At 42.0% G+C, this 25,280-nt stretch carries 24 protein-coding genes, 3 tRNA genes and 1 other annotated feature; all 27 genes read left to right on the top strand.

Features of this window, described 5'->3' with window-relative positions; translation table 11 throughout:
• Positions 1-41 precede the first annotated feature (41 nt).
• The 27 genes from cysS (at position 42) to rplC (ending at position 25,260) form a co-directional block, all read left to right on the top strand.
• Positions 42-1,436: a cysteine--tRNA ligase gene (gene cysS / locus LJD61_RS15660; protein ID WP_255228481.1), complete on the top strand. Its 1,395-nt coding sequence runs from the start codon at positions 42-44 to the stop codon at positions 1,434-1,436.
• Positions 1,437-1,440: 4 nt separating this feature from the next.
• Complete coding sequence (locus tag LJD61_RS15655; RefSeq protein WP_255228480.1) at positions 1,441-1,926, top strand: Mini-ribonuclease 3; 486 nt, start codon at positions 1,441-1,443, stop codon at positions 1,924-1,926.
• A gap of 286 nt (positions 1,927-2,212) precedes the next feature.
• The gene (locus LJD61_RS15650; protein ID WP_255228479.1) at positions 2,213-2,443 is read left to right on the top strand and encodes a PF20097 family protein; all 231 of its coding nucleotides are present in this window, start codon (positions 2,213-2,215) and stop codon (positions 2,441-2,443) included.
• A gap of 239 nt (positions 2,444-2,682) precedes the next feature.
• Entirely contained in the window at positions 2,683-3,438 is a 756-nt protein-coding gene (gene thyX / locus LJD61_RS15645; RefSeq protein ID WP_303740791.1) for an FAD-dependent thymidylate synthase, read from the top strand.
• A 105-nt stretch (positions 3,439-3,543) separates the two neighbouring features.
• On the top strand, positions 3,544-4,473 hold the full coding sequence (gene rlmB / locus LJD61_RS15640) for a 23S rRNA (guanosine(2251)-2'-O)-methyltransferase RlmB (RefSeq protein WP_303740790.1): 930 nt from the start codon (positions 3,544-3,546) through the stop codon (positions 4,471-4,473).
• 21 nt (positions 4,474-4,494) lie between these two features.
• Positions 4,495-5,013 carry an NYN domain-containing protein gene (locus LJD61_RS15635; protein WP_255228478.1) on the top strand — a complete coding sequence of 173 codons (519 nt, stop codon included), beginning with the start codon at positions 4,495-4,497 and terminating at the stop codon, positions 5,011-5,013.
• 93 nt (positions 5,014-5,106) lie between these two features.
• Positions 5,107-5,751, top strand: a complete 645-nt coding sequence (gene sigH / locus LJD61_RS15630; protein ID WP_255228477.1) for an RNA polymerase sporulation sigma factor SigH — start codon at positions 5,107-5,109, stop codon at positions 5,749-5,751.
• A gap of 110 nt (positions 5,752-5,861) precedes the next feature.
• Positions 5,862-5,946, top strand: a tRNA-Tyr gene (locus tag LJD61_RS15625).
• Between the two features lie 6 nt (positions 5,947-5,952).
• A tRNA-Gly gene (locus LJD61_RS15620) sits at positions 5,953-6,026 on the top strand.
• Between the two features lie 8 nt (positions 6,027-6,034).
• Positions 6,035-6,111, top strand: a tRNA-Thr gene (locus LJD61_RS15615).
• A gap of 84 nt (positions 6,112-6,195) precedes the next feature.
• Positions 6,196-7,398 carry an elongation factor Tu gene (tuf, locus tag LJD61_RS15610; protein ID WP_255228463.1) on the top strand — a complete coding sequence of 401 codons (1,203 nt, stop codon included), beginning with the start codon at positions 6,196-6,198 and terminating at the stop codon, positions 7,396-7,398.
• 247 nt (positions 7,399-7,645) lie between these two features.
• Complete coding sequence (gene rpmG, locus LJD61_RS15605) at positions 7,646-7,795, top strand: 50S ribosomal protein L33 (RefSeq protein ID WP_255228476.1); 150 nt, start codon at positions 7,646-7,648, stop codon at positions 7,793-7,795.
• A gap of 20 nt (positions 7,796-7,815) precedes the next feature.
• The gene (secE, locus tag LJD61_RS15600; RefSeq protein WP_255228475.1) at positions 7,816-8,019 is read left to right on the top strand and encodes a preprotein translocase subunit SecE; all 204 of its coding nucleotides are present in this window, start codon (positions 7,816-7,818) and stop codon (positions 8,017-8,019) included.
• A 46-nt stretch (positions 8,020-8,065) separates the two neighbouring features.
• Positions 8,066-8,587 (top strand): transcription termination/antitermination protein NusG, encoded by a 522-nt coding sequence (nusG, locus tag LJD61_RS15595; RefSeq protein WP_255228474.1) that lies wholly within the window; start codon positions 8,066-8,068, stop codon positions 8,585-8,587.
• A gap of 47 nt (positions 8,588-8,634) precedes the next feature.
• Entirely contained in the window at positions 8,635-9,060 is a 426-nt protein-coding gene (rplK, locus tag LJD61_RS15590) for a 50S ribosomal protein L11 (protein ID WP_255228473.1), read from the top strand.
• 50 nt (positions 9,061-9,110) lie between these two features.
• Positions 9,111-9,806, top strand: a complete 696-nt coding sequence (gene rplA, locus LJD61_RS15585) for a 50S ribosomal protein L1 (RefSeq protein WP_255228472.1) — start codon at positions 9,111-9,113, stop codon at positions 9,804-9,806.
• A 10-nt stretch (positions 9,807-9,816) separates the two neighbouring features.
• Positions 9,817-9,936, top strand: a sequence feature (ribosomal protein L10 leader region).
• Between the two features lie 31 nt (positions 9,937-9,967).
• Positions 9,968-10,471, top strand: coding sequence for a 50S ribosomal protein L10 (gene rplJ, locus LJD61_RS15580; protein ID WP_255228471.1), 504 nt, complete (start codon positions 9,968-9,970; stop codon positions 10,469-10,471).
• 20 nt (positions 10,472-10,491) lie between these two features.
• Entirely contained in the window at positions 10,492-10,872 is a 381-nt protein-coding gene (rplL, locus tag LJD61_RS15575) for a 50S ribosomal protein L7/L12 (protein ID WP_255228470.1), read from the top strand.
• Positions 10,873-11,280: 408 nt separating this feature from the next.
• Entirely contained in the window at positions 11,281-15,270 is a 3,990-nt protein-coding gene (gene rpoB, locus LJD61_RS15570) for a DNA-directed RNA polymerase subunit beta (protein WP_255228469.1), read from the top strand.
• A gap of 20 nt (positions 15,271-15,290) precedes the next feature.
• Positions 15,291-18,866: a DNA-directed RNA polymerase subunit beta' gene (gene rpoC, locus LJD61_RS15565; protein ID WP_255228468.1), complete on the top strand. Its 3,576-nt coding sequence runs from the start codon at positions 15,291-15,293 to the stop codon at positions 18,864-18,866.
• A 153-nt stretch (positions 18,867-19,019) separates the two neighbouring features.
• Positions 19,020-19,265, top strand: coding sequence for a ribosomal L7Ae/L30e/S12e/Gadd45 family protein (locus tag LJD61_RS15560; RefSeq protein WP_255228467.1), 246 nt, complete (start codon positions 19,020-19,022; stop codon positions 19,263-19,265).
• 160 nt (positions 19,266-19,425) lie between these two features.
• Positions 19,426-19,800 carry a 30S ribosomal protein S12 gene (gene rpsL, locus LJD61_RS15555; protein WP_255228466.1) on the top strand — a complete coding sequence of 125 codons (375 nt, stop codon included), beginning with the start codon at positions 19,426-19,428 and terminating at the stop codon, positions 19,798-19,800.
• A gap of 121 nt (positions 19,801-19,921) precedes the next feature.
• Complete coding sequence (gene rpsG, locus LJD61_RS15550) at positions 19,922-20,392, top strand: 30S ribosomal protein S7 (RefSeq protein ID WP_255228465.1); 471 nt, start codon at positions 19,922-19,924, stop codon at positions 20,390-20,392.
• 81 nt (positions 20,393-20,473) lie between these two features.
• Positions 20,474-22,540, top strand: coding sequence for an elongation factor G (fusA, locus tag LJD61_RS15545; RefSeq protein ID WP_255228464.1), 2,067 nt, complete (start codon positions 20,474-20,476; stop codon positions 22,538-22,540).
• A gap of 39 nt (positions 22,541-22,579) precedes the next feature.
• Positions 22,580-23,782 carry an elongation factor Tu gene (tuf, locus tag LJD61_RS15540; RefSeq protein ID WP_255228463.1) on the top strand — a complete coding sequence of 401 codons (1,203 nt, stop codon included), beginning with the start codon at positions 22,580-22,582 and terminating at the stop codon, positions 23,780-23,782.
• 470 nt (positions 23,783-24,252) lie between these two features.
• Positions 24,253-24,561: a 30S ribosomal protein S10 gene (gene rpsJ, locus LJD61_RS15535; RefSeq protein ID WP_255228462.1), complete on the top strand. Its 309-nt coding sequence runs from the start codon at positions 24,253-24,255 to the stop codon at positions 24,559-24,561.
• Between the two features lie 69 nt (positions 24,562-24,630).
• Entirely contained in the window at positions 24,631-25,260 is a 630-nt protein-coding gene (gene rplC / locus LJD61_RS15530) for a 50S ribosomal protein L3 (protein WP_255228461.1), read from the top strand.
• The last annotated feature ends 20 nt before the right edge of the window (positions 25,261-25,280 follow it).

Raw genomic sequence — 25,280 nt, 5'->3', positions numbered from 1 at the left:
AGTGTTAATTAGAAATTCATTAAAATAGTGGAGGGATAAAAATGAAAATATTTAATACCATGAGCAGAAAGAAGGAAGATTTTGTTCCCATGGTGCCGGGCGAGGTCAAAATGTACTCCTGCGGACCAACCGTATATAACTATTTTCATATCGGGAATGCCAGACCTTTTATAATATTCGATATTTTGAGAAGATACTTGGAATATAGAGGATATAAGGTTACCTTTGTACAGAACTTTACCGATGTTGATGATAAGATAATCAAGAGAGCTAAAGAGGAGGGCATAACTGAGAAAGAAGTTGCGGACAAATATATACAAGAATATTTTAAGGATGCCCAGGGTTTAGGTATCAGAAAGGCCGATCATCATCCAAGAGTGACGGAATTGATACCCGATATAATAAATGTTGTAAAAAGGATAGAAGACAACGGCTTTGCTTATGAGGTTGACGGGGATGTCTATTTTGATACGGTAAAATTCAATGAGTACGGCAAGCTTTCCAAGCAAAACCTGGAGGAGCTGGAGGCCGGAGCGCGGGTTGATGTAGGAGAGGTAAAAAGAAATCCTATGGATTTCGCCTTATGGAAGAGCCAGAAGCCGGGAGAACCTGCCTGGGAAAGCCCTTGGGGCTTGGGAAGACCGGGCTGGCATATAGAATGCTCTGCCATGGCTATGAAGTTCTTGGGAGAAACCATAGACATTCACTCCGGCGGTCAGGATTTGATTTTCCCTCACCACGAGAATGAGGTAGCACAAAGCGAAGCAGCTACAGGTAAGCCGTTTTCAAGATATTGGATGCACAATGGCTTCATAAATATAAACAATGAAAAGATGTCAAAGTCTTTGAATAACTTTTTCACTGTGAGAGATATAAGCGAGATGTATGATTTAGAGGTTGTAAGGCTCTTTATGATCTCTTCTCATTACAGAAGCCCGATAAATTTCAGCAAGGATTTGCTGGACAGCATTAAGAGCAGCTTGGAAAGGCTTTATATCGCAAAAAGCAATCTCATGCATTTGCTTAAAAATGCAAAAGATAATCCTGAGAGCCAGGAAGACAAGGATTTAGAAGCTAAGCTCCTGACACATAAAGAAAGCTTTATTGCGGCGATGGATGACGACTTAAATACCGCTGATGCAGTTTCCGCCATATTTGATTTGGTGAGGGACGTAAATTCCAATATAAACGAAGACTCATCAAAGGATCTGGTCAAGTTTGCATTCGATCTGTATATGGAATTGGCGGGAGTGCTGGGCATCCTCAATAAGAAAGAGGAAAGCCTTGATGATGAAATTGAAAAGCTCATAGAGGAAAGACAGCAGGCCAGAAAGGATAAGAATTGGGCTTTAGCTGATAAGATAAGGGATGATTTGAAGGATAAAGGCATAATTCTTGAGGATACTCCCCAGGGAGTCAAATGGAGAAGGGCGTAGGTTTATGGATAAAAAAGAAGGGCTTATAGAGCATGATGCGGTGAACAATGAATATGCCGGATATGTCAGGACGATGGAAAGTGATGTTATGAACCGGGTAAAGCTCACGGATATCCAGATGTATAATCCTGCGATCCTCGCATATATAGGTGATTCTGTATACGAGCTTTTTGTAAGAACTTTGCTGGTTTCCAAAGGCAGTGTGCAGGTTTCCAAGCTCCACAAAAAAGCCATTGCCTTTGTTAAGGCTAAGGCACAGGCAGAAATGGCAGATAAGCTGGAAGCATACCTCGATGAAGAAGAAAAAGACATAATAAGAAGAGGCAGAAACGCTAAAACCACTTCCATGCCTAAAAATGCAGAATTAGCGGACTACAAACATGCTACCGGCTTTGAAGCCCTCTTAGGCTATCTCTATCTCAATAACCGCATGGATAGGCTTATGGAGCTCTTGCACCTCATCACTGAGATAAATCAGGAAAGTATATAGAAGTCAGGGGATTCCTTGCGGGTGTAGGAAGACGGGAACCACAGATTTACACGGAAAAAGTTTTATTTTTCATATTATATATAACGTGAAAAAGATTTTACAGTAAAAATGTTATCCTGACTGATATAAGAGTGCATCGTGAAGGAGCTTAGAGTTTGTTAGTTTTGACGCAACCCTATGCAAGCTACAAAGTCTTAGCTCTGGAGCTCTGCAATCGTTATCAGTCAGCATAACAGCTATGTAGAATATTTAATGCGTTATATATAGATAAATGGGGGTATTATAAATGGGAACACTTATTAACGCTACTTGTCCTAAGTGCGGCAAAGAAATGGAAGGTGGCTATATTTATTCGCCACGGCAAATAATGTGGGCTGATGATGATAAAAAAAAGGTTTTTGCAATAGGTGATGAAACATTAGTTGGCATTAGTATGGGTTTTACTCATAAAAAAGTACGGGCCTATAGATGTGGAGACTGCAAAATAGTTACATTTGAATATGGTTCGTCAATATAATACATATGCATCCCCTTCCGTGAAAACCCGTGTTCCCTTCCGTGTCTTTCCGTGGTTACCGTATTCCATAGCTCCAGAGTCCTGCCCAAAAACTCGTACATCGCACCTCGTGTCCCGAGCCAAAGCACCAGAGGAATACCCAAATATCATATAGACAAATAAAGATAATTCTCTTAAAATGATAAATAAGTTATGTCATAGCTCAGATATAATTTATGTGAATGGAGGTCATATGTATTATGAAGGTAGAACTGATACGATATACTCCTGAGCCGGAGAAGCTGGTAGCAGCAGCAGCGAAGCTTTGCTATTCTCAAATAGGCATAGATGGAATATTGGACGGATTGGATACAGAAAAGACTGAGAAATTTCTGAACATGCTGATGGACTTAGGCCATGAAAGCCCCATAGAGCATGTCTCTTTTACTTTTGCAGTTGAAGGAATCAGCCGGGTTCTTTCTCATCAACTGGTTCGCCACAGAATCGGCTGCTCTTACTCCCAGCAATCTCAAAGATATGTGAAGCTTGAGCAATTTGAATACATAGTACCTCCTCAGATAGATGCAATAGACGAAGCCCGGGAAATATTCATCAACTCGATGAAAAAGGACCAGGAGGCTTATGATAAGCTGGTAGAAATACTATATGCAGAAAACTATAAAAGATATATCGAAGAAGGCAAGAGTGAGAAGCAAGCGGTGCAGATGGCTGAAAAAGCATCTATAGAGGATGCAAGATATGTATTCCCCAATGCCTGTGAAACAAAAATAGTATTTACTATGTCAGCGAGGGCTTTATTTAACTTTTTCAGGCTTAGATGCTGTGGAAGAGCCCAGTGGGAGATAAGAGATATGGCGGCAGAAATGCTGAGAAAAGTGCGGGAGGTTGCGCCCATACTCTTCAAGCATGCCGGGCCTGGATGCATCAGCGGACCATGCCCCGAAGGAGCCATGAGCTGCGGAAAAACTGCAGAGGTCAGGGAAAGATTCAGATAGCAAATCAAATCAACGGCCGCAACGTCTCAACTTGGTGGAGAATACTGCCCATCGATAATGAAGATAATAAAACTATGAAAAAAATAATATAGAAGGATGATGCATATGCCATTTGGCGGAGAAAAAAGGAATAAAGCAGATAAATGGGGCAAAAAGGTAAGGGAGGATAAGAAAACTCCTAAATTTAATAAGCCCGTACAGAAAAAGACCGAAGGAAGAGCCAAACCCCAATATATTGAAGAAGCTGAAGACAGGGATGACTATTATATAAATCTGATAGAAGGAAGAAATCCTGTATTGGAAGCGTTAAAATCAGGGAGAGAAATAGATAAGCTGTTTGTCCAAAGCGGCCAATTGGAAGGATCGATAAGACAGATCATTGCTATAGCAAGAGATAAGAAGATACTGATAAAGGAAGTTGACAAGGCCAAGCTGGACAGGATGTCTGCTACCAAAAGCCACCAGGGAGTCATTGCCTCCGCTGCATTGTACAAATATTATGAAGTCGATGACATACTGGAAATTGCAAAAGAAAAAGCCGAAGATCCTTTTATAGTTATTTTGGATGAAATAACAGATCCCCAGAACCTGGGCTCAATACTGAGAAGCTGTGACGGGGCGGGTGTACATGGTGTAATAATCCCCAAGCGCAGGGCGGCAAGCCTTACCCCCATAATAGGCAAAATATCGGCAGGAGCAGTTGAATATGTGCCTGTGGCCAAGGTGACAAACCTGAATCAGACCATGGATTATCTGAAGGAAAAAGGTTTATGGATAGCAGGAGCTGATGCCAGCGGAGATCCATACTATGAAAAGGATATGACGGGACCCTTGGCTTTGGTAGTGGGAAGCGAAGGGAAAGGCCTCGGCAAGCTTATAAAAGAAAATTGCGATTTCATCGTAGGAATACCTATGGCAGGGAAAATATCCTCACTTAATGCGGCTGTCTCCTGTGCAGTTGTCATATTTGAGGCAAAAAAACAGAGAGCACTGAAAAATGCTGCCGGTAGTCTTCAGGACGGCAGTATTCATTAAAACTGATTTAGGTGATGAAAATTGAAGGAATACCTGATGGTTGACGGCTACAACATAATAAATAACTGGGAAGAGCTTAAAGAAGAAAGCAAACATTCTCTGGACAGCGCAAGAAGCAAATTGCTGGATATATTATCAAACTATCAGGCCTTCAGAGGTATCAAGGTGACTGTCGTATTTGATGCTCACTATGTTAAAAACAGCATGGAAAAGCATGAATTTTATAATAATGTTGAAATTGTATACACAAAAGAGTTTGAAAGTGCGGATAATTATATTGAGAGGTTTGTAGCCGAAAACTCCAGCGAGGATAATATAATAAGAGTTGCCACCTCTGATTCGCTGGAGCAAACGGTTGTCCTGGGATTAGGAGCTGCAAGGATATCGGCGAGGGAGCTTAAAGTCCAGATAAAAGAAGCATCCAATAAGATGGACAAAAATCATATCAACAGGCTGAAGCATGACAGGAACCTGTTGGAACACCATCTTGACCCTGTTGTTGCTGAAAAATTGGAACGAATAAGAAGACAACGGCATTGATTCCTTATTCTGCATTTATAGTTAACCTTGAAAAAACGCGATTATATATGTATAATATAGATGGTTGAAAGCTAAAAGCTTGGAGGAGATATAGTGGAAGCAAAAGCAAACAAAGATGAGGTACTTAGCTTTGATAACATGATGGACGAAGAACTGGTTTTGAGTGCCAGAGACGGGGACAAGGAAGCCCTGGAATTCATAATCAATAAGTACAAGAATTTTGTGAGGGCAAAGGCAAGATCGTATTTTCTTATCGGTGCTGATAGAGAGGATATTGTTCAGGAAGGAATGATAGGCTTATATAAATCTATCAGGGACTTTAAAAATGATAAGCTGTCATCTTTTAGGGCATTTGCCGAGCTTTGCATAACAAGGCAAATCATTACTGCCATAAAAACAGCGACAAGGCAAAAGCATATTCCACTAAACTCGTATGTATCCTTGAACAAGCCTATTTATGATGAGGAATCGGACAGAACTCTGCTGGATATTCTGACTGCTACCAAAATAACTGATCCGGAAGAGCTGATCATAAGCAGGGAGGAATTATGTTCCATAGAGTCCAAAATCGGAGAAATACTCAGTGATTTGGAATTGGAGGTTCTCATGTCATATCTTCAAGGCAAATCCTATCAAGAGATTGCCGTGGATTTGGACAGGCATGTAAAATCCATCGACAATGCTCTTCAGAGGGTAAAACGCAAATTGGAAAAGTTTCTTGAGTTTAAGGATGCTTAGCTATCAGACAGAGTCATAAACTTCCTTTGAACTAAGAATGCTGTTAATATTGACAAAACACCTATACCATATTATAATAACTAATTAGTTACTCTGGTTATAAATAAAGGGGGGAAATTCCCGAGCGGCCAAAGGGGGCAGACTGTAAATCTGTTGTCTCAGACTTCGGTGGTTCGAATCCACCTTTCCCCACCATATACCGCGGGCATAGTTCAGTGGTAGAATTCCAGCTTCCCAAGCTGGCCGTGCGGGTTCGATTCCCGTTGCCCGCTCCAGTAAATACGCCCATGTAGCTCAGCAGGTAGAGCACCGCCTTGGTAAGGCGGAGGTTCGCCGGTTCAAGCCCGGTCGTGGGCTCCATTCTTACGATACACCAGGCAGAGTTTATTAACCAGATTATAATTTTTTATTTAATCGATACATATAAAGGAGGAAAAGTAAAAAATGGCAAAGGCAAAATATGAAAGAACGAAACCCCATGTAAACATAGGAACCATAGGACACGTTGACCATGGAAAGACGACACTGACAGCAGCAATAACCACAGTACTATCAAAATTTGGTGGAGCGACAGCAACAAAATATGATGAAATAGACAAAGCACCGGAAGAAAAAGAAAGAGGAATAACAATAAACACCTCACACGTTGAATACCAGACAGCAACAAGACACTATGCCCACGTTGACTGCCCCGGACACGCTGACTATGTAAAGAACATGATAACAGGAGCAGCTCAGATGGACGGAGCCATACTGGTAGTATCAGCAGCAGACGGACCGATGCCTCAAACAAGAGAGCACATACTCCTATCCAGACAGGTTGGAGTGCCATATATAGTAGTATTCTTGAACAAAGTAGACATGGTAGACGACGCAGAACTTATCGAACTGGTTGAAATGGAAGTAAGAGAACTATTGAACGAATATGAATTCCCCGGAGACGACACACCGATAGTTGCAGGCTCAGCCTTAAAGGCACTGGAATGCGGATGCGGAAGCGAAGAATGCCAATGGTGCGGAGCAATCCATAAGCTGATGGCAGAAGTAGACAACTACATTCCAACACCAGAAAGAGCAACAGACAAACCATTCCTGATGCCTGTGGAAGACGTATTCTCCATAACAGGAAGAGGAACAGTTGCAACAGGAAGAGTAGAAAGAGGAACAGTAAAAGTACAAGACAACGTAGAAATAGTAGGACTGAACGACACACCGAAGACAACAGTAGTAACAGGCGTAGAAATGTTCAGGAAGCTGCTTGACCAGGCACAAGCCGGAGACAACATAGGAGTACTTTTAAGAGGCGTACAAAGGACAGAAATAGAAAGAGGCCAGGTACTGGCAAAACCGGGCTCCATAAAGCCTCACACACACTTTACGGCACAAGTATACGTACTGACCAAAGAAGAAGGAGGAAGACACACTCCATTCTTTAAAGGATACAGACCCCAGTTCTACTTCAGGACGACAGACGTAACAGGCGTAATAGAACTTCCAGAGGGAGTAGAAATGTGCATGCCCGGTGACCACATAACGATGACGATAAAGCTTATAACACCGATAGCTATAGAAGAAGGCTTGAGATTCGCTATAAGAGAAGGCGGAAGAACGGTAGGAGCCGGAGCAGTTGCTTCTATAATAGAATAAAAAATTGGTTATTTATTTAGACAAAAGACCAGGAAAACCTGGTCTTTTGTAAAGTATTAAACGAAAAAAGCTTGGCAATAATCATTATATGCGGCTGGCAGTCAGCTGTAGATAAATATAAAGGGAAGTTAGGGACAAAATATTGACATAAGGATTAAATTATGATAGATTTTTAAGGTAGCCCGAATGTGCTATGTTTATGTTTTATTGTCAAGATATTAATGCGTTAATGTTGGGAGGTGCCGTAATGAGAGTTAAGATAACCCTTGCATGCAGTGAATGCAAGCAGAGAAATTATAACAACATGAAGAACAAGAAGAATGATCCTGACAGACTGGAAATGAATAAATACTGCAGATTCTGCAGAAAACATACTACCCATAAAGAAACAAAATAGGCTGTAAAGGAAGTGAAAATATGACAGATACAGCTAAGAAGTTTAGCATGAAGAAGTATTTCAAAGAAACAAAGGCTGAGATGAAAAAGGTCAGCTGGCCCAGCAGAAAAGAAGTTTTACAGCATACGGAAGTAGTTTTGGTTTCTATACTTATCATAGGAGTAGCATTATGGGCTGTAGACATGGGTTTTGGGAAGGTATTGGACATATTCCTAATGAAATAGTAAAAGGAGGAAAGACTATCGTGTTCATCACGGGGTCTGCTTACTGATGGAAGAAAGAGGCAAGTGGTATGTGGTTCACACTTATTCCGGCTATGAGAATAAGGTAAAGGCTAATATTGAGAAAATCGTTGAGAATAGAAATATGCAGGATGTGATCTTTGAGGTAAAGGTGCCCATCGAAGAGCAAATAGAGATAAAGAACGGCAAGAAGAAGGTCACCCAGAAAAAGATATTTCCTGGATATGTTATTGTCAAGATGATAATGACTGATGAATCATGGTATGTTGTTAGAAACACAAGGGGTGTGACAGGTTTTGTCGGACCTGGTTCTAAACCCGTGCCTCTCACCGATATGGAAGTAAAAACTTTAGGTGTTGAAAAGATTCCTGTTAAGCTTGATGCCAGGGTTGGTGACAGCGTTAAAGTTATTTCCGGGCCTTTTGAAAACTTTGTAGGAACCATATTAGAAATCAATAATGAAAAGCAAAAGGTAAAGGTCATGGTTTCAATGTTTGGAAGAGAAACCCCAGTTGAATTGGAATTCCTTCAAATTGAAACTTTGAAGTAGTTTATATATGTTCATATATAGAAGTTTCCGTGAGAGGAGGTGCAACAATGGCTAAAAAAGTTTCTGCATTAGTAAAGCTTCAGGTTCCTGCAGGCAAAGCTACGCCCGCTCCACCGATAGGTCCTGCTTTGGGTCAGCATGGTGTTAATATCATGGGCTTCTGCAAGGAATTCAATGAAAAGACTGCAAAGCAAGCAGGCTTGATCATACCTGTTGTTATTACTGTATATCAGGACAGATCCTTCACTTTCATAACAAAAACTCCGCCTGCAGCAGTTCTAATAAAGAAGGCAGTCGGAATTGAAAGCGGTTCTGGAGTACCAAACAAGAACAAGGTAGCGAAGATATCCAAAGCTAAGGTCAGAGAGATTGCTGAGCTTAAAATGCCTGATCTAAATGCCGGCAGCATAGAAGCCGCAATGAGCATGGTAGCAGGTACAGCAAGAAGCATGGGAGTAGTCGTAGAAGACTAAAAATAAGTGGGAGGAAATAAAATTTCCGCTTACCACAAGGAGGAAAAGTAATGTTTAGAGGTAAAAAATACCAGGAAAGCATGAAGCTTATCGAACCAGGCAAGCTTTATGATCCAAAGGAAGCCATTGAATTGGTTCAAAAGACAGCTAAGGCAAAATTTGACGAATCCATAGAAGTTCACATTAAGCTGGGTGTTGACCCCAGGCATGCGGACCAACAGGTCAGAGGCGTTGTTGTATTGCCTCATGGAACAGGTAAAACTCTTAGAGTTTTAGTATTTGCAAAGGGTGACAAGGCTAAAGAAGCAGAAGCAGCAGGAGCTGATTTTGTTGGCGCTGAGGAATTGGTTGCAAAGATACAAACTGAAAATTGGTTCGATTATGACGTAGTAGTCGCTACCCCGGACATGATGGGCGTAGTCGGCAGACTAGGTAAAATACTTGGACCAAAGGGTTTAATGCCTAACCCGAAATCCGGAACAGTAACCTTTGATATATCAAGAGCTATTGCAGATATCAAAGCCGGTAAAGTTGAATACAGAGTTGACAAGACCAGTATCGTTCACGTTGCTGTAGGAAAAGCATCCTTTGGAACTGAAAAACTGGCTGACAATTTCAAAACTTTGATGGAAGCTGTGGTAAAAGCTAAACCTGCAGCCGCAAAGGGTACCTACCTGAAGAGCGTTACATTGACAAGCACTATGGGGCCTGGCATCAAAGTTAACCCTCTCCGTGTCGTTGAATAACAGCACAGAGTTAAAATTGAAGATATTACCGTAGACAGTAGGTGCTTTTGCTTAATTTCCTACCGAGGTTCGATCATAAATTTGTTTATGACCTCTCTACGTCTACGGAGAGGTCTTTTGTATATTCAAAAGGCCAATAATCCAACAGAGGAGGTGTAGATATGTCAAAAAATCTAGAAGCAAAACAGCAAGTTGTTAATGAAGTAAAAGAAAAGCTTCAAAAATCTAAATCAGTACTGTTAGTCGATTATAAAGGCATAAACGTTGAAGATGTAACTGAGCTGAGAAAGAGGTTTAGAGAAGCAGGCGTAGACTATAAGGTTTACAAGAACACATTATTTAAGAGGGCTGCCCATGAAGCAGGAATAGAAGAATTGAATGAGTTCTTGGAAGGCACTGTAGGATATGTATTCGGATATGATGATGTTGTAGCTCCTGCTAAAACAATAAATCAATTCCAAAAGGATAATCCAAAGACACCGATAGCAGTTAAAGCCGGTTTCGTTGAAAACAGCTTTATGGATGCGGACGCCGTAAAAGCTCTTGGAGATCTGCCGTCAAGAGAAGTTCTCATCGCTATGCTGCTTGGTGCATTGCAGGGCTCGGTCAGAAACCTTGCATATATGTTGAATTCTATAAAAGAAAAAAAAGAAGCGGAAGCTTAATATATTAGGAGGTAAATAAAATGGCAAGTGAAAAAACTTTAAAGTTCATAGAAGAAATAAAGAACATGACAGTATTAGAATTAGCAGAATTGGTTAAAGCTATAGAAGAGGAGTTTGGTGTAACAGCAGCAGCTCCTGCAGCAGTAGCAGCAGGTCCGGCAGCAGCAGCAGGTCCGGCAGCAGAAGAGCAGACTGAATTCAATGTGGTATTGGTAGCTGCAGGTGCAGAAAAGATCAAGGTTATCAAGGTAGTTAGAGAAATAACCGGTCTTGGCCTAAAAGAAGCAAAGGATCTTGTTGACGGAGCTCCAAAGCCAGTTAAAGAAGGCGTAAGCAAACAAGAAGCAGATGAAATAAAAGCAAAATTCGACGGAACAGGTGCTACAGTAGAAATAAAATAAATCAAGAGCCGCATAATGTGCGGCTCTTTTAACAACTATCCTTTTCCATTTGAGTATCATTTCAAAAATGACAACATTATATACAGACGATCTGACACAAATACTCATATTTCCCGGGAAATGTCGACAAAATAAAAAAAGCACAGCAGAGTTGAAATATATTAGAGAAGACAGCAAAATTCATAAAAGTAATTGAATTGTCTTATTGACAGACAATAGATGGTATGTTAATATTATATATTGCATTGGTGTAAGAAATTACTATATTTAGGCATGTGGCTGTATAAGATTGACTAAAAAAGGCAATATTAAAATAGCTATGCTAAAATTTACAGTTAACCAAAAGCAGTTATGGTCGGAGAGCTTTTGGCTATTTTACTTTATTTATTATTAAGGGGTGAGTGACTTATGGTACATCCAATCTCTGTTGGGAAAAATCAGAGAATGAGCTACTCAAACATTGATGAAGTCATGGATATGCCGAATCTTATTGAAGTCCAGAAAAATTCCTATAACTGGTTTCTGGAAGAAGGTCTGAAAGAGGTATTTAACGATGTATCTCCAATCTCAGATTATACAGGAAACCTGGTATTGGAATTCGTTGACTATTCTTTGGATGGTAAGCCCAAGTATAGTGTTGAAGAGTGCAAGGAGAGAGATGTTACATACTCTGCGCCGCTGAAGGTGAAAATCAGACTTGCCAATAAATCTACCAACGAAGTAAAAGAACAAGAAGTCTTTATGGGAGATTTCCCTCTCATGACAGATCAGGGAACCTTTATAATCAATGGCGCTGAAAGAGTTATAGTAAGCCAGTTGGTTAGATCCCCCGGAGTTTATTATGATGAGCAGATAGATAAGTCTGGAAAGAGATTGCACTCAGCAACGGTTATTCCTAATAGAGGAGCATGGTTGGAATACGAAACGGACTCTAACGATGTATTATGGGTGAGAATAGACAGAACGAGGAAAATTCCGATTACTGTGCTTTTGAAAGCTCTCGGATATGGTACAGATCAACAGATTGAAAATGTGCTTGGAGAAGACGAAAGGATAAAGGTTACACTGCAAAAAGACACCACCAAGAATACCGAGGAAGGCCTTATTGAAGTGTACAAAAGACTCAGACCCGGTGAACCTCCAACAGTTGAAAGCGCCAAATCTCTAATAGAATCCTTGTTTTTTGATCCCAAGAGATATGATCTGGCAAAAGTAGGAAGGTATAAATTTAATAAAAAACTTTCCTTAGCATCAAGATTGAGCGGTCAGAAACTTGAAAAAGACATTGTCGATCCGAAAACCGGAGAAATTTTAGCTGCAGCCGGGGATAAGATAACCAGAGACAAGGCTCAGCAAATTCAGAACGCCGGCATAAATGAAGCCTTTATATTATCTGAAGGAAGAGCGGTAAAGATTCTTGGAAACAATGTTGTAGATATAAATAAATATTTGCCTTTTGATGTTTCCGATTTAAGCATCAGGGAACTGGTAAATTTAGGCATATTGAAAGAAATATTGAACAAATACGAATCTGAAGCGGATATAAAGGAAGAAATTAAAAAAAGAATACACGACCTTATTCCTAAGCATATAGTCATTGATGATATTATGGCCTCCGTAAGCTATAATCTGAATCTCATCTATAATGTAGGAAATGTTGATGATATCGATCATCTGGGGAATAGAAGACTCAGATCCGTTGGAGAGCTTTTGCAGAATCAGTTCAGAATCGGCCTCTCTCGTATGGAGAGGGTCGTCAAGGAGAGAATGACCATACAGGATATAGATGTGGTAACTCCCCAGCAGCTTATAAATATAAGACCGGTAGCCGCTTCTATCAAAGAATTTTTTGGAAGCAGCCAATTGTCTCAATTCATGGACCAGACAAACCCGTTGGCGGAGCTGACTCACAAGAGAAGGCTTTCTGCTCTGGGCCCGGGAGGACTGTCCAGAGAAAGAGCCGGCTTTGAAGTCAGAGACGTTCATCACTCCCATTACAGCAGAATGTGCCCTATAGAAACTCCCGAAGGCCCTAACATCGGACTTATAGGAAGTCTCAGTACCTATGCCAGAATCAATGAGTATGGTTTTATAGAAGCGCCCTATAGGGTCGTTAAGATTGATGAAAGCGGAGAAAAGATAGTAACTGATGAAATCGTATATGTAACCGCTGATGAAGAGGATGATTATATCGTAGCCCAGGCCAATGAAGCCCTGGATGCGGAAGGAAGATTTATAGACAAAAAGGTTACCGCCAGGATAAGGCATGAGATAGTGGTCGTGCCCATATCAGAGGTTGAGTATATGGACGTATCGCCCAAGCAGGTAGTTTCGGTAGCTACAGCCATGATACCCTTCCTTGAAAATGATGACGCCAACCGTGCTCTCATGGGCTCCAACATGCAAAGGCAGGCGGTTCCTCTCATTAAGCCTGAATCCCCTATAGTGGGTACAGGAATGGAATATAAAGCAGCCATCGATTCCGGTGTTGTGATACTGGCAAGGAATGGCGGGGTTGTGGAAAAGGTAAGCTCCAATGAAATAGTGATAAGAAACGATGATGGCGGCAGAGACAGGTATAAGCTTCTCAAGTTCTTAAGATCCAACCAGGGCACTTGCATAAACCAGAGACCTTTTGTTAAAAAAGGAGAAATAGTAAAGAAGGGTCAGGTAATCGGCGATGGTCCATCTACGGATTATGGCGAAATCGGCCTTGGAAGAAATGTGCTCATTGGTTTTATGACCTGGGAAGGCTATAACTATGAGGACGCTATATTGATAAGTGAAAAGCTGGTTAAAGAAGATGTGTTTACATCTATTCATATAGAAGAATACGAAGCCGAAGCCCGTGATACAAAGCTGGGGCCCGAGGAAATAACCAGGGACATACCCAATGTGGGTGAAGAAGCGTTAAAGGACCTGGATGAAAGAGGCATTATCAGGATAGGCGCTGAAGTAAGAACAGGAGATATATTGGTGGGCAAGGTGACACCCAAGGGTGAAACCGAGCTTACAGCCGAGGAAAGACTGCTGAGAGCCATATTCGGTGAAAAAGCCAGAGAAGTAAGGGACACATCGCTGAGAGTGCCCCATGGCGAAGCAGGCATAATAGTTGACGTAAAAGTGTTTACAAGAGAAAACGGCGATGAGCTGCCTCCTGGTGTAAATCAATTGGTGAGGGTTTATATAGCGCAGAAGAGAAAGATCTCCGTCGGAGATAAGATGGCCGGAAGACACGGAAACAAGGGCGTTATATCCAGAATCCTTCCCGAAGAGGATATGCCCTTCCTGCCCAACGGGACGCCTCTGGAGATCGTATTGAATCCTCTTGGAGTGCCATCGCGTATGAATATAGGACAGGTGCTGGAAGTCCATCTTGGTTTGGCTGCCAAGGCCTTGGGATGGAAGATAGCTACTCCTGTATTTGATGGTGCCAATGAGAATGATATAATGGATACTCTGGAAACTGCGAATAAATTCATTCAGGTTAAAAAGCAGCTGAAAGCTATAAAGAATAAAATAAGCTATACGGAAGACGAAGAACCAGGCGACTTCAATATAGATGAAAATGTAGAGATAATCAATGAATATTTGGCTGATCCCGTATTTGAACTGGATAAAAAGCTCAATCACTTTAAAGAAAAGATTAAGGATACCGACTTAAATAATATAAAAGACATGGAGAATTTATTAGGCGGCTTAGAGGATAATCCTCTTGTGGATGTAAATCTTGACAGAACAGGAAAGATCACATTGAGGGACGGCAGAACGGGAGAATACTTTGACAATGATGTTACGGTAGGCTACATGTATATACTCAAGCTCCTTCACCTGGTAGATGATAAGATTCACGCCAGATCCACAGGACCATACTCCCTTGTAACTCAGCAGCCATTAGGCGGAAAAGCCCAATTTGGCGGCCAGCGATTCGGGGAGATGGAGGTTTGGGCATTGGAGGCATACGGTGCGGCTCATACACTGCAAGAAATTCTTACCGTGAAGTCTGATGATGTAGTGGGCAGAGTGAAGACCTACGAATCCATCGTCAAGGGAGAAAATATCCCTGAGCCGGGAGTTCCGGAATCCTTTAAGGTATTGATAAAGGAGCTTCAGAGCCTTGCACTGGATGTAAAGGTGCTTTCTGAAGAAAATGAGGAAATCACAATAAAAGAATCTGTTGATGATGACTTGGAAGACCTCAGCAACGAAATGGAGACCCGCGAAGATGTCGACCTTTCAAATCTTCCCTACAAAGGTGGAGTTGAAGAGGAAAAAGACAATCTATATGATGACTATGATGAAGACGCAGAAGAAGAAGATTTCGAAATAGATTTGGATATAGATGATTTGATAAAGAATGAGACCCAAGAAGAAGAAGAAGAAGAGGAAGATTATTAAAGGAAGGGAGAGAAGAGCCCTTGTTGGAATTAAACAACTTCGAATCATTAAAGATTGGTTTGGCATCCCCGGAGAAAGTAAGGGAATGGTCAAGAGGAGAGGTAAAAAAACCTGAAACCATAAACTATAGAACCTTAAAACCGGAAAAGGAAGGTTTATTCTGCGAAAGGATATTCGGGCCTACCAAGGATTGGGAATGCCATTGCGGCAAGTACAAAAGAATCAGATATAAGGGCATAATCTGCGACAGATGCGGTGTTGAAGTAACAAAAGCTAAGGTGAGGAGAGAGAGGATGGGCCATATCGAGCTGGCTGCTCCTGTATCTCATATCTGGTATTTCAAGGGTATACCCAGCCGTATGGGTTTGTTATTGGATATGTCGCCAAGAGCATTGGAGAAGGTATTGTATTTTGCTTCTTATATTGTGATCGAACCGGGAGATACGGGTCTATCTGTAAAGCAGATACTGAACGAAAAGGAATTCAGAGAAGCTATTGAGAAATATGGCTCCAAATTCAGAGCAGGAATGGGTGCTGAAGCAATAAAAGAGCTTCTTGCCGTTTTGGATCTGGAACAACTGGCTAAAGAATTGAGACATGACCTAAAGGACAGCTCAGGACAAAAAAAGCTCAGAACTGTAAGAAGGCTTGAGGTGGTGGAAGCTTTCAGAAAATCCGGCAATAAGCCTGAGTGGATGATTCTGGATGTGATCCCTGTAATCCCGCCGGATTTAAGGCCAATGGTGCAGCTTGACGGAGGCAGATTTGCCACTTCGGATTTGAATGATCTATATAGAAGGGTTATAAACAGAAATAATAGGTTGAAAAGGCTTCTGGACCTTGGAGCTCCAGATATAATCGTCAGGAACGAGAAAAGAATGCTTCAGGAGGCCGTTGATGCCTTAATCGATAACGGCAGGCGCGGAAGACCTGTCACCGGCCCCGGCAATAGGCCGCTTAAATCCTTGAGCGATATGCTCAAAGGAAAGCAGGGAAGATTCAGGCAGAACCTTTTGGGCAAGCGTGTCGACTATTCCGGACGTTCCGTTATAGTTGTAGGGCCTCATTTGAAGCTCTATCAGTGCGGCCTTCCCAAGGAGATGGCCCTTGAGCTCTTCAAGCCCTTTGTGATGAAGAAGCTTGTAAAGGATGGCCTCGCCCATAATATTAAAAGCGCAAAGCGTATGGTGGAGAGGGTCAAGACAGAGGTATGGGATGTGCTTGAAGAGGTAATAAAAGAGCATCCGGTACTCTTAAACCGTGCACCGACACTCCATAGGCTGGGAATACAAGCCTTTGAACCTGTTTTGGTTGAAGGCAGGGCGCTTAAGCTCCATCCGCTGGTATGCACGGCATACAATGCGGACTTTGACGGAGACCAGATGGCGGTTCACGTTCCGCTATCTGTGGAAGCACAAGCCGAAGCCAGATTTCTGATGCTTTCGGCAAACAATATTTTGGCTCCGAAGGATGGAAGACCTGTAGTAAGCCCGACCCAGGACATGGTAATGGGAATTTACTATTTGACAATACATGTTCCCGGTGAAAAAGGAGAAGGAAAGATATTCTCCGATCTGGACGAGATGGTTATGGCATACCAATTGGATGAAGTAGGACTTCATGCCATGGTTAAAGCAAAGCTTGCCAGAACTATCAATGGAAAGACCGAATACAAGCTCGTTGAGAATACTGTAGGCCGCCTCATATTCAACGATTCCATGCCCCAAGATGTCGGCTTTGTGGATAGAACGGCTGAAGGAAATGAGTTTGTTCTCGAATATGATCCGAAAGATAAGGAAGGCAATCTCATACCGATAGATAAAAAAATGCTGGGCAAAATAGTAGATAAATGCTATAGAAGGCATGGTTCTGCTAAAACTGCCGTGGTGCTTGATGAAATCAAAGCATTTGGCTTCCATTATTCAACTAAGGGAGCAGTAACAATAGGAGTAAGCGATATTGACATACCCGAAGCAAAGAAAAGATTGCTTTCGGAAGCAGATTCTAAGGTTGATAATATTGAAAAGATGTATAGAAGGGGCCTCATATCAAATGAAGAAAGATATGAGCAGGTAATAGAAACCTGGAAGAATACCAAGGAAGAAGTCACTAAAGCCCTGATGGATAATCTTGACAGATTAAACCCCGTATACATGATGGCAAACTCGGGAGCCAGAGGAAGCGTCAACCAGATAAGTCAGCTGGCGGGCATGAGAGGACTTATGGCCGATACATCGGGAAGAATAATAGAGATCCCTATAAAAGCTAACTTCCGTGAAGGCCTTAACGTTTTGGAGTTCTTTACCTCTACCCATGGCGCCAGAAAAGGCTTGGCTGATACCGCTTTAAGAACGGCAGACTCGGGATATCTGACCAGACGTCTTGTTGATGTAAGTCAGGACGTTATAGTAAGGGAAGATGACTGCGGAACTGAAGAAGGTCTATGGGTAAGTGAAATAAAAGACGGCAGCGAGATAATCGAAAAATTGGAAGACAGACTTGCAGGAAGACTTACAATGGCGGATATCGTTCACCCGGAAACAGGTGAAGTTCTGGTTAAGAAAGGCGTCATGATAACCGATGACATGGCTTCAAAAATTGTTAAAACGGGAATAAAGAAGGTTTATATACGCTCGGTATTGACCTGTCACTCCAGATATGGCGTTTGTGCGAAATGCTATGGCATGAATCTGGCTACCGGAGATGCAGTAAATATTGGAGAAGCCGTAGGAATTATCGCCGCACAATCCATCGGCGAGCCGGGTACTCAGCTTACCATGAGAACCTTCCATACAGGCGGTGTTGCAGGAGATGACATAACTCAAGGTCTCCCCAGAGTCGAGGAGCTTTTTGAGGCAAGAAGGCCTAAGGGTCTGGCAACCATATCGGAAATACCCGGCATAGTGAAGGTCAATGACTCAAACAAGAAGAAAAAAGAAGTAATAGTCATCGCAGATGACGGAGATACAAGAACCTATGCAATACCTTACGGTTCAAGGCTTAAAGTCTATGATGGAGACAGGATCGAAGCCGGTGATGAAATAACCGAAGGTTCTGTTAACCCCCATGATATTTTGAAGATAAAAGGCATAGCAGGAGTTCAATCCTACCTGCTTCAGGAGGTTCAGAGGGTTTATAGGCTGCAGGGCGTTGATATAGCCGATAAGCATATAGAGGTAATAGTAAGACAGATGCTCAGAAAGGTAAAGATTGATGATGCGGGAGATACTGATCTGCTGCCCGGAGGCCTGTTTGACATCTTCAAGTTTGAAGAAGAAAACGAAGAGATAGCAAAGCAAGGCGGAGAAAAGGCAACAGGAAAGAGAACCCTGTTGGGTATCACCAAAGCATCTCTGGCTACGGACTCCTTCTTGTCTGCGGCATCCTTCCAGGAGACCACCAGGGTGCTCACGGAAGCAGCTATAAAGGGCAAGATAGATCCATTGGTAGGGCTTAAGGAAAATGTTATAATAGGTAAGCTCATACCTGCGGGAACAGGCATGAAGAGATATAAGGACGCCAATATAGCTTTGCCTGAGGAAGTTTCGGCAGAAAACATTGAGGAAAATGCCGAGGAGCAGCAAAATTTGATTTAACTGCAATCGTTATCAGTTAGCACAACATATTCAACAATGAGTTATTGCACTAAAATCAAAAATTAATATTGACAAAAAAATAAGCGTAATGCTAAAATGAAAAAGTATGCTAAAAAAGCCGTATTCTTTTTAATGATGAGGAGGCGATATGATATGGAAAGGTTGAAGTCCTCGAAGAAAAGGATAATTGGGTTGAAACAAACCATAAAAGCTATAAAAAATGGCAGTGCACATACAGTTTATATTGCAAACGATGTGGAAGAAAGCATAAAAAACAGCATATTAGAAGTATGCAGGGGAAAAGAAGTTGAAATTGTGTACATCGACACGATGAAGAAACTTGGAGAGGCATGCGGTATAGAGGTTAATGCTTCTTGCGCATCTCTATTGAACGACTAAAATATGCCCCTTCAATTGAAGGGGCATATTTTATATAAAAAGGCCTCCGATGGAAGCGTTTTAATAGCAAGGGAGCCTTTATCACACCCATAACGGGAAAGTCTATATTATGGAATTTAGCTTTCCTGTAGGTCAAAAAATATTTAAGGAGGTGTATTTGATGCCTACCATAAACCAGTTGGTTAGAAAGGGCAGACAGCAAGTAACTTACAAATCCACTGCGCCGGCACTAGAGGAGTCCCCGCAGAAGAGAGGAGTATGCACTGTAGTTAAGACAACTACTCCAAAGAAGCCTAACTCTGCTTTAAGAAAGATTGCCAGAGTAAGACTTACGAACGGAATAGAAGTATCAGGTTACATTCCTGGTATAGGTCATAACCTGCAGGAGCACTCTGTCGTGCTTATAAGAGGAGGCAGGGTAAAGGATTTGCCTGGCGTAAGATATCACATCGTCAGGGGAACATTGGATGCTGCCGGAGTTGCCAACAGAAAGCAAGGTAGATCCAAATACGGTGCCAAAAGACCTAAGAAATAATATTGTGCGGATATTATATCACGGCCATGCCGTGTAAATATATATTTTGCGCACAACGGCATCATGTTTTTATACATTGCCGAGTACCGATGAATAATTAAATGTTAAGGAGGGAAGCAAAGTGCCAAGAAAAGGATTTATTCCAAAGAGAGACGTTTTACCTGATCCATTGTACAATGACAAGGTAGTTTCTAAGCTCATAAATAATATTATGCTTGACGGAAAAAAAGGTGCGGCTGAAAAAATTATATATGAAGCTTTTGAAATAATAAGAAACAAGACAGGTAAAGATCCTTTAGAAGTATTTGAAACAGCTATGAACAATATAATGCCTGTTTTAGAAGTTAAAGCCAGAAGAATAGGTGGAGCTACTTATCAGGTACCTATTGAAGTTAGAGCTGACAGACGACAAGCATTGGGGATGAGATGGCTGGTTGACTACTCCAGAAAAAGAGGAGAAAGAACCATGAAAGAAAGATTGGCAGGAGAGATAATGGATGCTGCCAATAACGTAGGCTCCAGTGTTAAGAAGAGAGAAGACACTCATAAGATGGCTGAGGCAAATAAGGCTTTTGCACATTACAGGTGGTAGTTATATTTGATGGAGAATTGTGTAATGCTGAAATATTTGGGAAACATATAAGTGATTCTTGCTATAGGGAGGAGGATTTAAGTGCCTAGGCAATTTCCGTTAGAAAAAACCAGAAACATAGGAATAATGGCCCACATAGATGCAGGAAAGACCACGACCACTGAAAGAATTCTGTACTACACAGGCAGAACTCACAAGGTTGGGGAGACTCATGAAGGCTCTGCTACTATGGATTGGATGGAGCAGGAGCAGGAAAGAGGAATAACGATCACTTCTGCTGCGACTACTGCTCAATGGAAGGGCCACAGAATAAACATTATAGATACGCCGGGGCACGTGGACTTTACTGTTGAGGTAGAAAGGTCACTGCGTGTTCTCGATGGTTCAGTTGCGGTGTTCTGTGCAAAAGGCGGCGTTGAGCCCCAATCTGAAACAGTTTGGCGTCAAGCGGATAAATATAATGTACCCAGGCTTGCTTATATAAATAAAATGGATATCATGGGTGCCGATTTCTTCAGGGTTGTTGAAATGATGAAGGATAGGCTCAAGACCAATGCTGTACCTATACAGATCCCCATTGGAAAGGAAGATACCTTTGTGGGTATCATCGATCTTGTTACCATGAAAGCAGAGATATATAAGGATGACATGGGCAAGGAAATAGAAGAAACCGAGATACCGGAAGATCTCAAAGATATATGCAAGGAATACAGGGATAAGATGATCGAGGCAGCATCAGACAATGATGAAGAACTGATGATGAAATACCTTGAAGGTGAAGAGATAACTGAGGAAGAGATCAAGTCAGCTATAAGAAAAGGCACATTGGCGGTCAAAATGACTCCCGTTCTTTGTGGATCATCCTACAAGAACAAAGGGGTTCAATGGGTTTTGGATGCAGTTGTGGACTATATGCCCTCACCTTTAGATATTCCTGCTATCGAAGGTACTACTATTGAAGGCGATGAAAAGATTGTCAGACATCCTGACGATAATGAACCTTTCTCAGCTCTGGCCTTTAAGATCATGGTTGATCCGTATGTAGGAAAGCTGGCTTTCTTTAGAGTGTATTCAGGAAAGGTAGAATCAGGCTCTTACTTGTATAACTCGACTAAGGGCAAAAAGGAAAGACTGGGCAGAATAGTGCTGATGCACGCAAATCACAGGGAAGAAGTAAAAGAGGTTTATACCGGTGACATTGCAGCTGCAGTCGGCCTCAAGGATACTACTACCGGAGATACTCTTTGCCTGGATGACTCACCTATAATCTTGGAATCAATGCAGTTCCCTGAGCCTGTTATCAATGTGGCAATAGAGCCGAAGACTAAAGCAGGCCAGGATAAGATGGGAATAGCTTTAGCCAAGCTGGCTGAAGAAGATCCGACATTCAGAACCTATACAAATACTGAAACGGGTCAGACGATAATAGCCGGCATGGGAGAATTGCATCTTGAGATAATAGTTGACAGAATGCTGAGGGAATACAAGGTTGAAGCCAATATAGGAAAACCTCAGGTAGCATACAAAGAGACCATAAAGAAAAAGGTTCAGGCAGAAGGCAAATTCGTCAGACAGTCCGGCGGTAAGGGACAATACGGACATGTTTGGCTTGAACTGGAACCGAAAGAACCGGGCACCGGCTTTGAATTTGTCAATAAGATAGTAGGCGGAGTAATACCTAAGGAATATATTCCCGCAGTTCAGGCCGGAGTAGAGGATGCACTGCAGAATGGAATCTTAGGCGGTTACAATGTAATAGACTTAAAGGTGACATTGTATGATGGTTCCTATCATGAAGTGGACTCATCAGAAATGGCCTTTAAGATAGCTGGTTCCATAGGCTTCAAGGAAGGCATGAGAAAAGCCGATCCTGCTTTGTTGGAACCTATAATGAAGGTTGAAGTTACGGTGCCTGAAGACTATATGGGCGACGTAATAGGAGATATTAACTCCAGAAGAGGAAGGATAGAAGGCATGGAAGCCAGGATGGGAGCACAGGTTATCAGAGGCTTTGTACCTTTGGCTGAAATGTTCGGCTATGCTACGGATTTAAGATCCAGGACTCAGGGAAGAGGAGTCTATTCAATGGAAATGAGCCACTTTGAAGAAGTGCCGAAAAATATTGCAGAAAAAGTATTGGCAAAATAGTTGAGACTTAAATCGGATATAAAGGAGGAAAAGTAAAAAATGGCAAAGGCAAAATATGAAAGAACGAAACCCCATGTAAACATAGGAACCATAGGACACGTTGACCATGGAAAGACGACACTGACAGCAGCAATAACCACAGTACTATCAAAATTTGGTGGAGCGACAGCAACAAAATATGATGAAATAGACAAAGCACCGGAAGAAAAAGAAAGAGGAATAACAATAAACACCTCACACGTTGAATACCAGACAGCAACAAGACACTATGCCCACGTTGACTGCCCCGGACACGCTGACTATGTAAAGAACATGATAACAGGAGCAGCTCAGATGGACGGAGCCATACTGGTAGTATCAGCAGCAGACGGACCGATGCCTCAAACAAGAGAGCACATACTCCTATCCAGACAGGTTGGAGTGCCATATATAGTAGTATTCTTGAACAAAGTAGACATGGTAGACGACGCAGAACTTATCGAACTGGTTGAAATGGAAGTAAGAGAACTATTGAACGAATATGAATTCCCCGGAGACGACACACCGATAGTTGCAGGCTCAGCCTTAAAGGCACTGGAATGCGGATGCGGAAGCGAAGAATGCCAATGGTGCGGAGCAATCCATAAGCTGATGGCAGAAGTAGACAACTACATTCCAACACCAGAAAGAGCAACAGACAAACCATTCCTGATGCCTGTGGAAGACGTATTCTCCATAACAGGAAGAGGAACAGTTGCAACAGGAAGAGTAGAAAGAGGAACAGTAAAAGTACAAGACAACGTAGAAATAGTAGGACTGAACGACACACCGAAGACAACAGTAGTAACAGGCGTAGAAATGTTCAGGAAGCTGCTTGACCAGGCACAAGCCGGAGACAACATAGGAGTACTTTTAAGAGGCGTACAAAGGACAGAAATAGAAAGAGGCCAGGTACTGGCAAAACCGGGCTCCATAAAGCCTCACACACACTTTACGGCACAAGTATACGTACTGACCAAAGAAGAAGGAGGAAGACACACTCCATTCTTTAAAGGATACAGACCCCAGTTCTACTTCAGGACGACAGACGTAACAGGCGTAATAGAACTTCCAGAGGGAGTAGAAATGTGCATGCCCGGTGACCACATAACGATGACGATAAAGCTTATAACACCGATAGCTATAGAAGAAGGCTTGAGATTCGCTATAAGAGAAGGCGGAAGAACGGTAGGAGCCGGAGCAGTTGCTTCTATAATAGAATAAAAAAGCATTGATAAAAAGGTCCTGGAGTCCGGCTTAAGCCGGACTCCCGAACCTTGTTAATGTTTTGCAAAAAAATATGCAAAAAGCTAATAATAATTATTGTCAAAGTGACTAAAATAGTTTAAACTATAATAGTTGTCAATACAAGCATGCGATGAAGCAAGAGGTTGCAAGACTATCACTGAACTAACCCGCCCTAAGACCCCCGCTTTAAAAGAAAGGCGGGTCTCAAATGGCGGCTAAGTCCAGTATGGACTCGACTAACATTTTGCTTTGCAAAATGAAGTCTCGTTCAACTTGGGAAATTCTTGCGGAGTAGTGTCTGGATCTTGAATTCGGGCGACTCTACTGCCGGTGTACTTTCGGGGTACACCAAATAAAAAAATAGAACACACCCGGATTAGTGTACGGCAGTAAGCGGTTGTACGTGAGTAAAATAGACGCGTGCGATGAAAAGGAGGGAAATAAAAATGGCAAAACAAAAAATCAGAATCAGATTAAAGGCATTTGATCACAATCTAATCGATCAATCAGCTCAGAAAATTGTTGAAACTGCAAAAAGAACAGGAGCAAAGGTGTCAGGCCCAGTGCCTCTGCCAACTCAAAAAGAAATCATAACTATACTCAGAGCAGTTCATAAGTACAAGGACTCAAGAGAGCAGTTTGAGATGAGAACTCATAAGAGGCTGATTGATATATTAAGCCCTACGCCTAAAACTGTAGACGCTTTGATGAGGTTGGATTTACCTGCCGGCGTAGATATAGAAATCAAACTGTAACGAAGGTTGTCAATTATGATTTAGTATGACCGATACTATCGGTCCTCTGTAAATTATGGAGGTGGAAAGATGAAAAAAGCAATTTTAGGAAAAAAAGTCGGGATGACGCAGATTTTCAGCAAAGAAGGAAAGGCTATCCCAGTAACAGTTATTCAAGCAGGACCTAACGTGGTTGTGCAGAAGAAAACAATGGAGAACGATGGCTACTCATCCATCCAGGTGGGTTACCAGGATAAGGACGAGAAAAAGGTTAATAAGCCTATGAAAGGCCATTTCGCAAAAGCGAAGGTTGCTACAAAGAGATACTTAAGAGAGCTCAGAGTTGAAAACGCGGAATCCTTTGAAATAGGACAGGAAATAAAGGCTGATGTATTTGCTGAAGGAGACAAGGTCGATGTAAGCGGCGTTTCCAAAGGTAAAGGAACAGCAGGAACTATAAAGAGATTTAATGCCCATAGAGGACCTATGAGGCACGGCTCCAAATTCCACAGAGCCCCTGGTTCAATGGGTGCATCTTCAGACCCGTCAAGAACCTTTAAGGGAAAGAAGCTCCCTGGAAGAATGGGTAATGAGAATACTACGGTACAAAACCTTGAAGTTGTAAAAGTAGATGCTGAAAAGAACTATATACTTGTAAAAGGCGGAGTACCCGGGATAAGAGGTTCACTGGTCATGATAAAAGACACAGTGAAGGCATAAAACGGTGAGAAAGGAGGATG

This window comes from Lutispora saccharofermentans (assembly GCF_024363565.1).
GTDB lineage: Bacteria > Bacillota > Clostridia > Lutisporales > Lutisporaceae > Lutispora > Lutispora saccharofermentans.
Note: the sequence above shows the minus strand (reverse complement) of the source record. Positions and strands in the feature narration are given on the sequence as shown.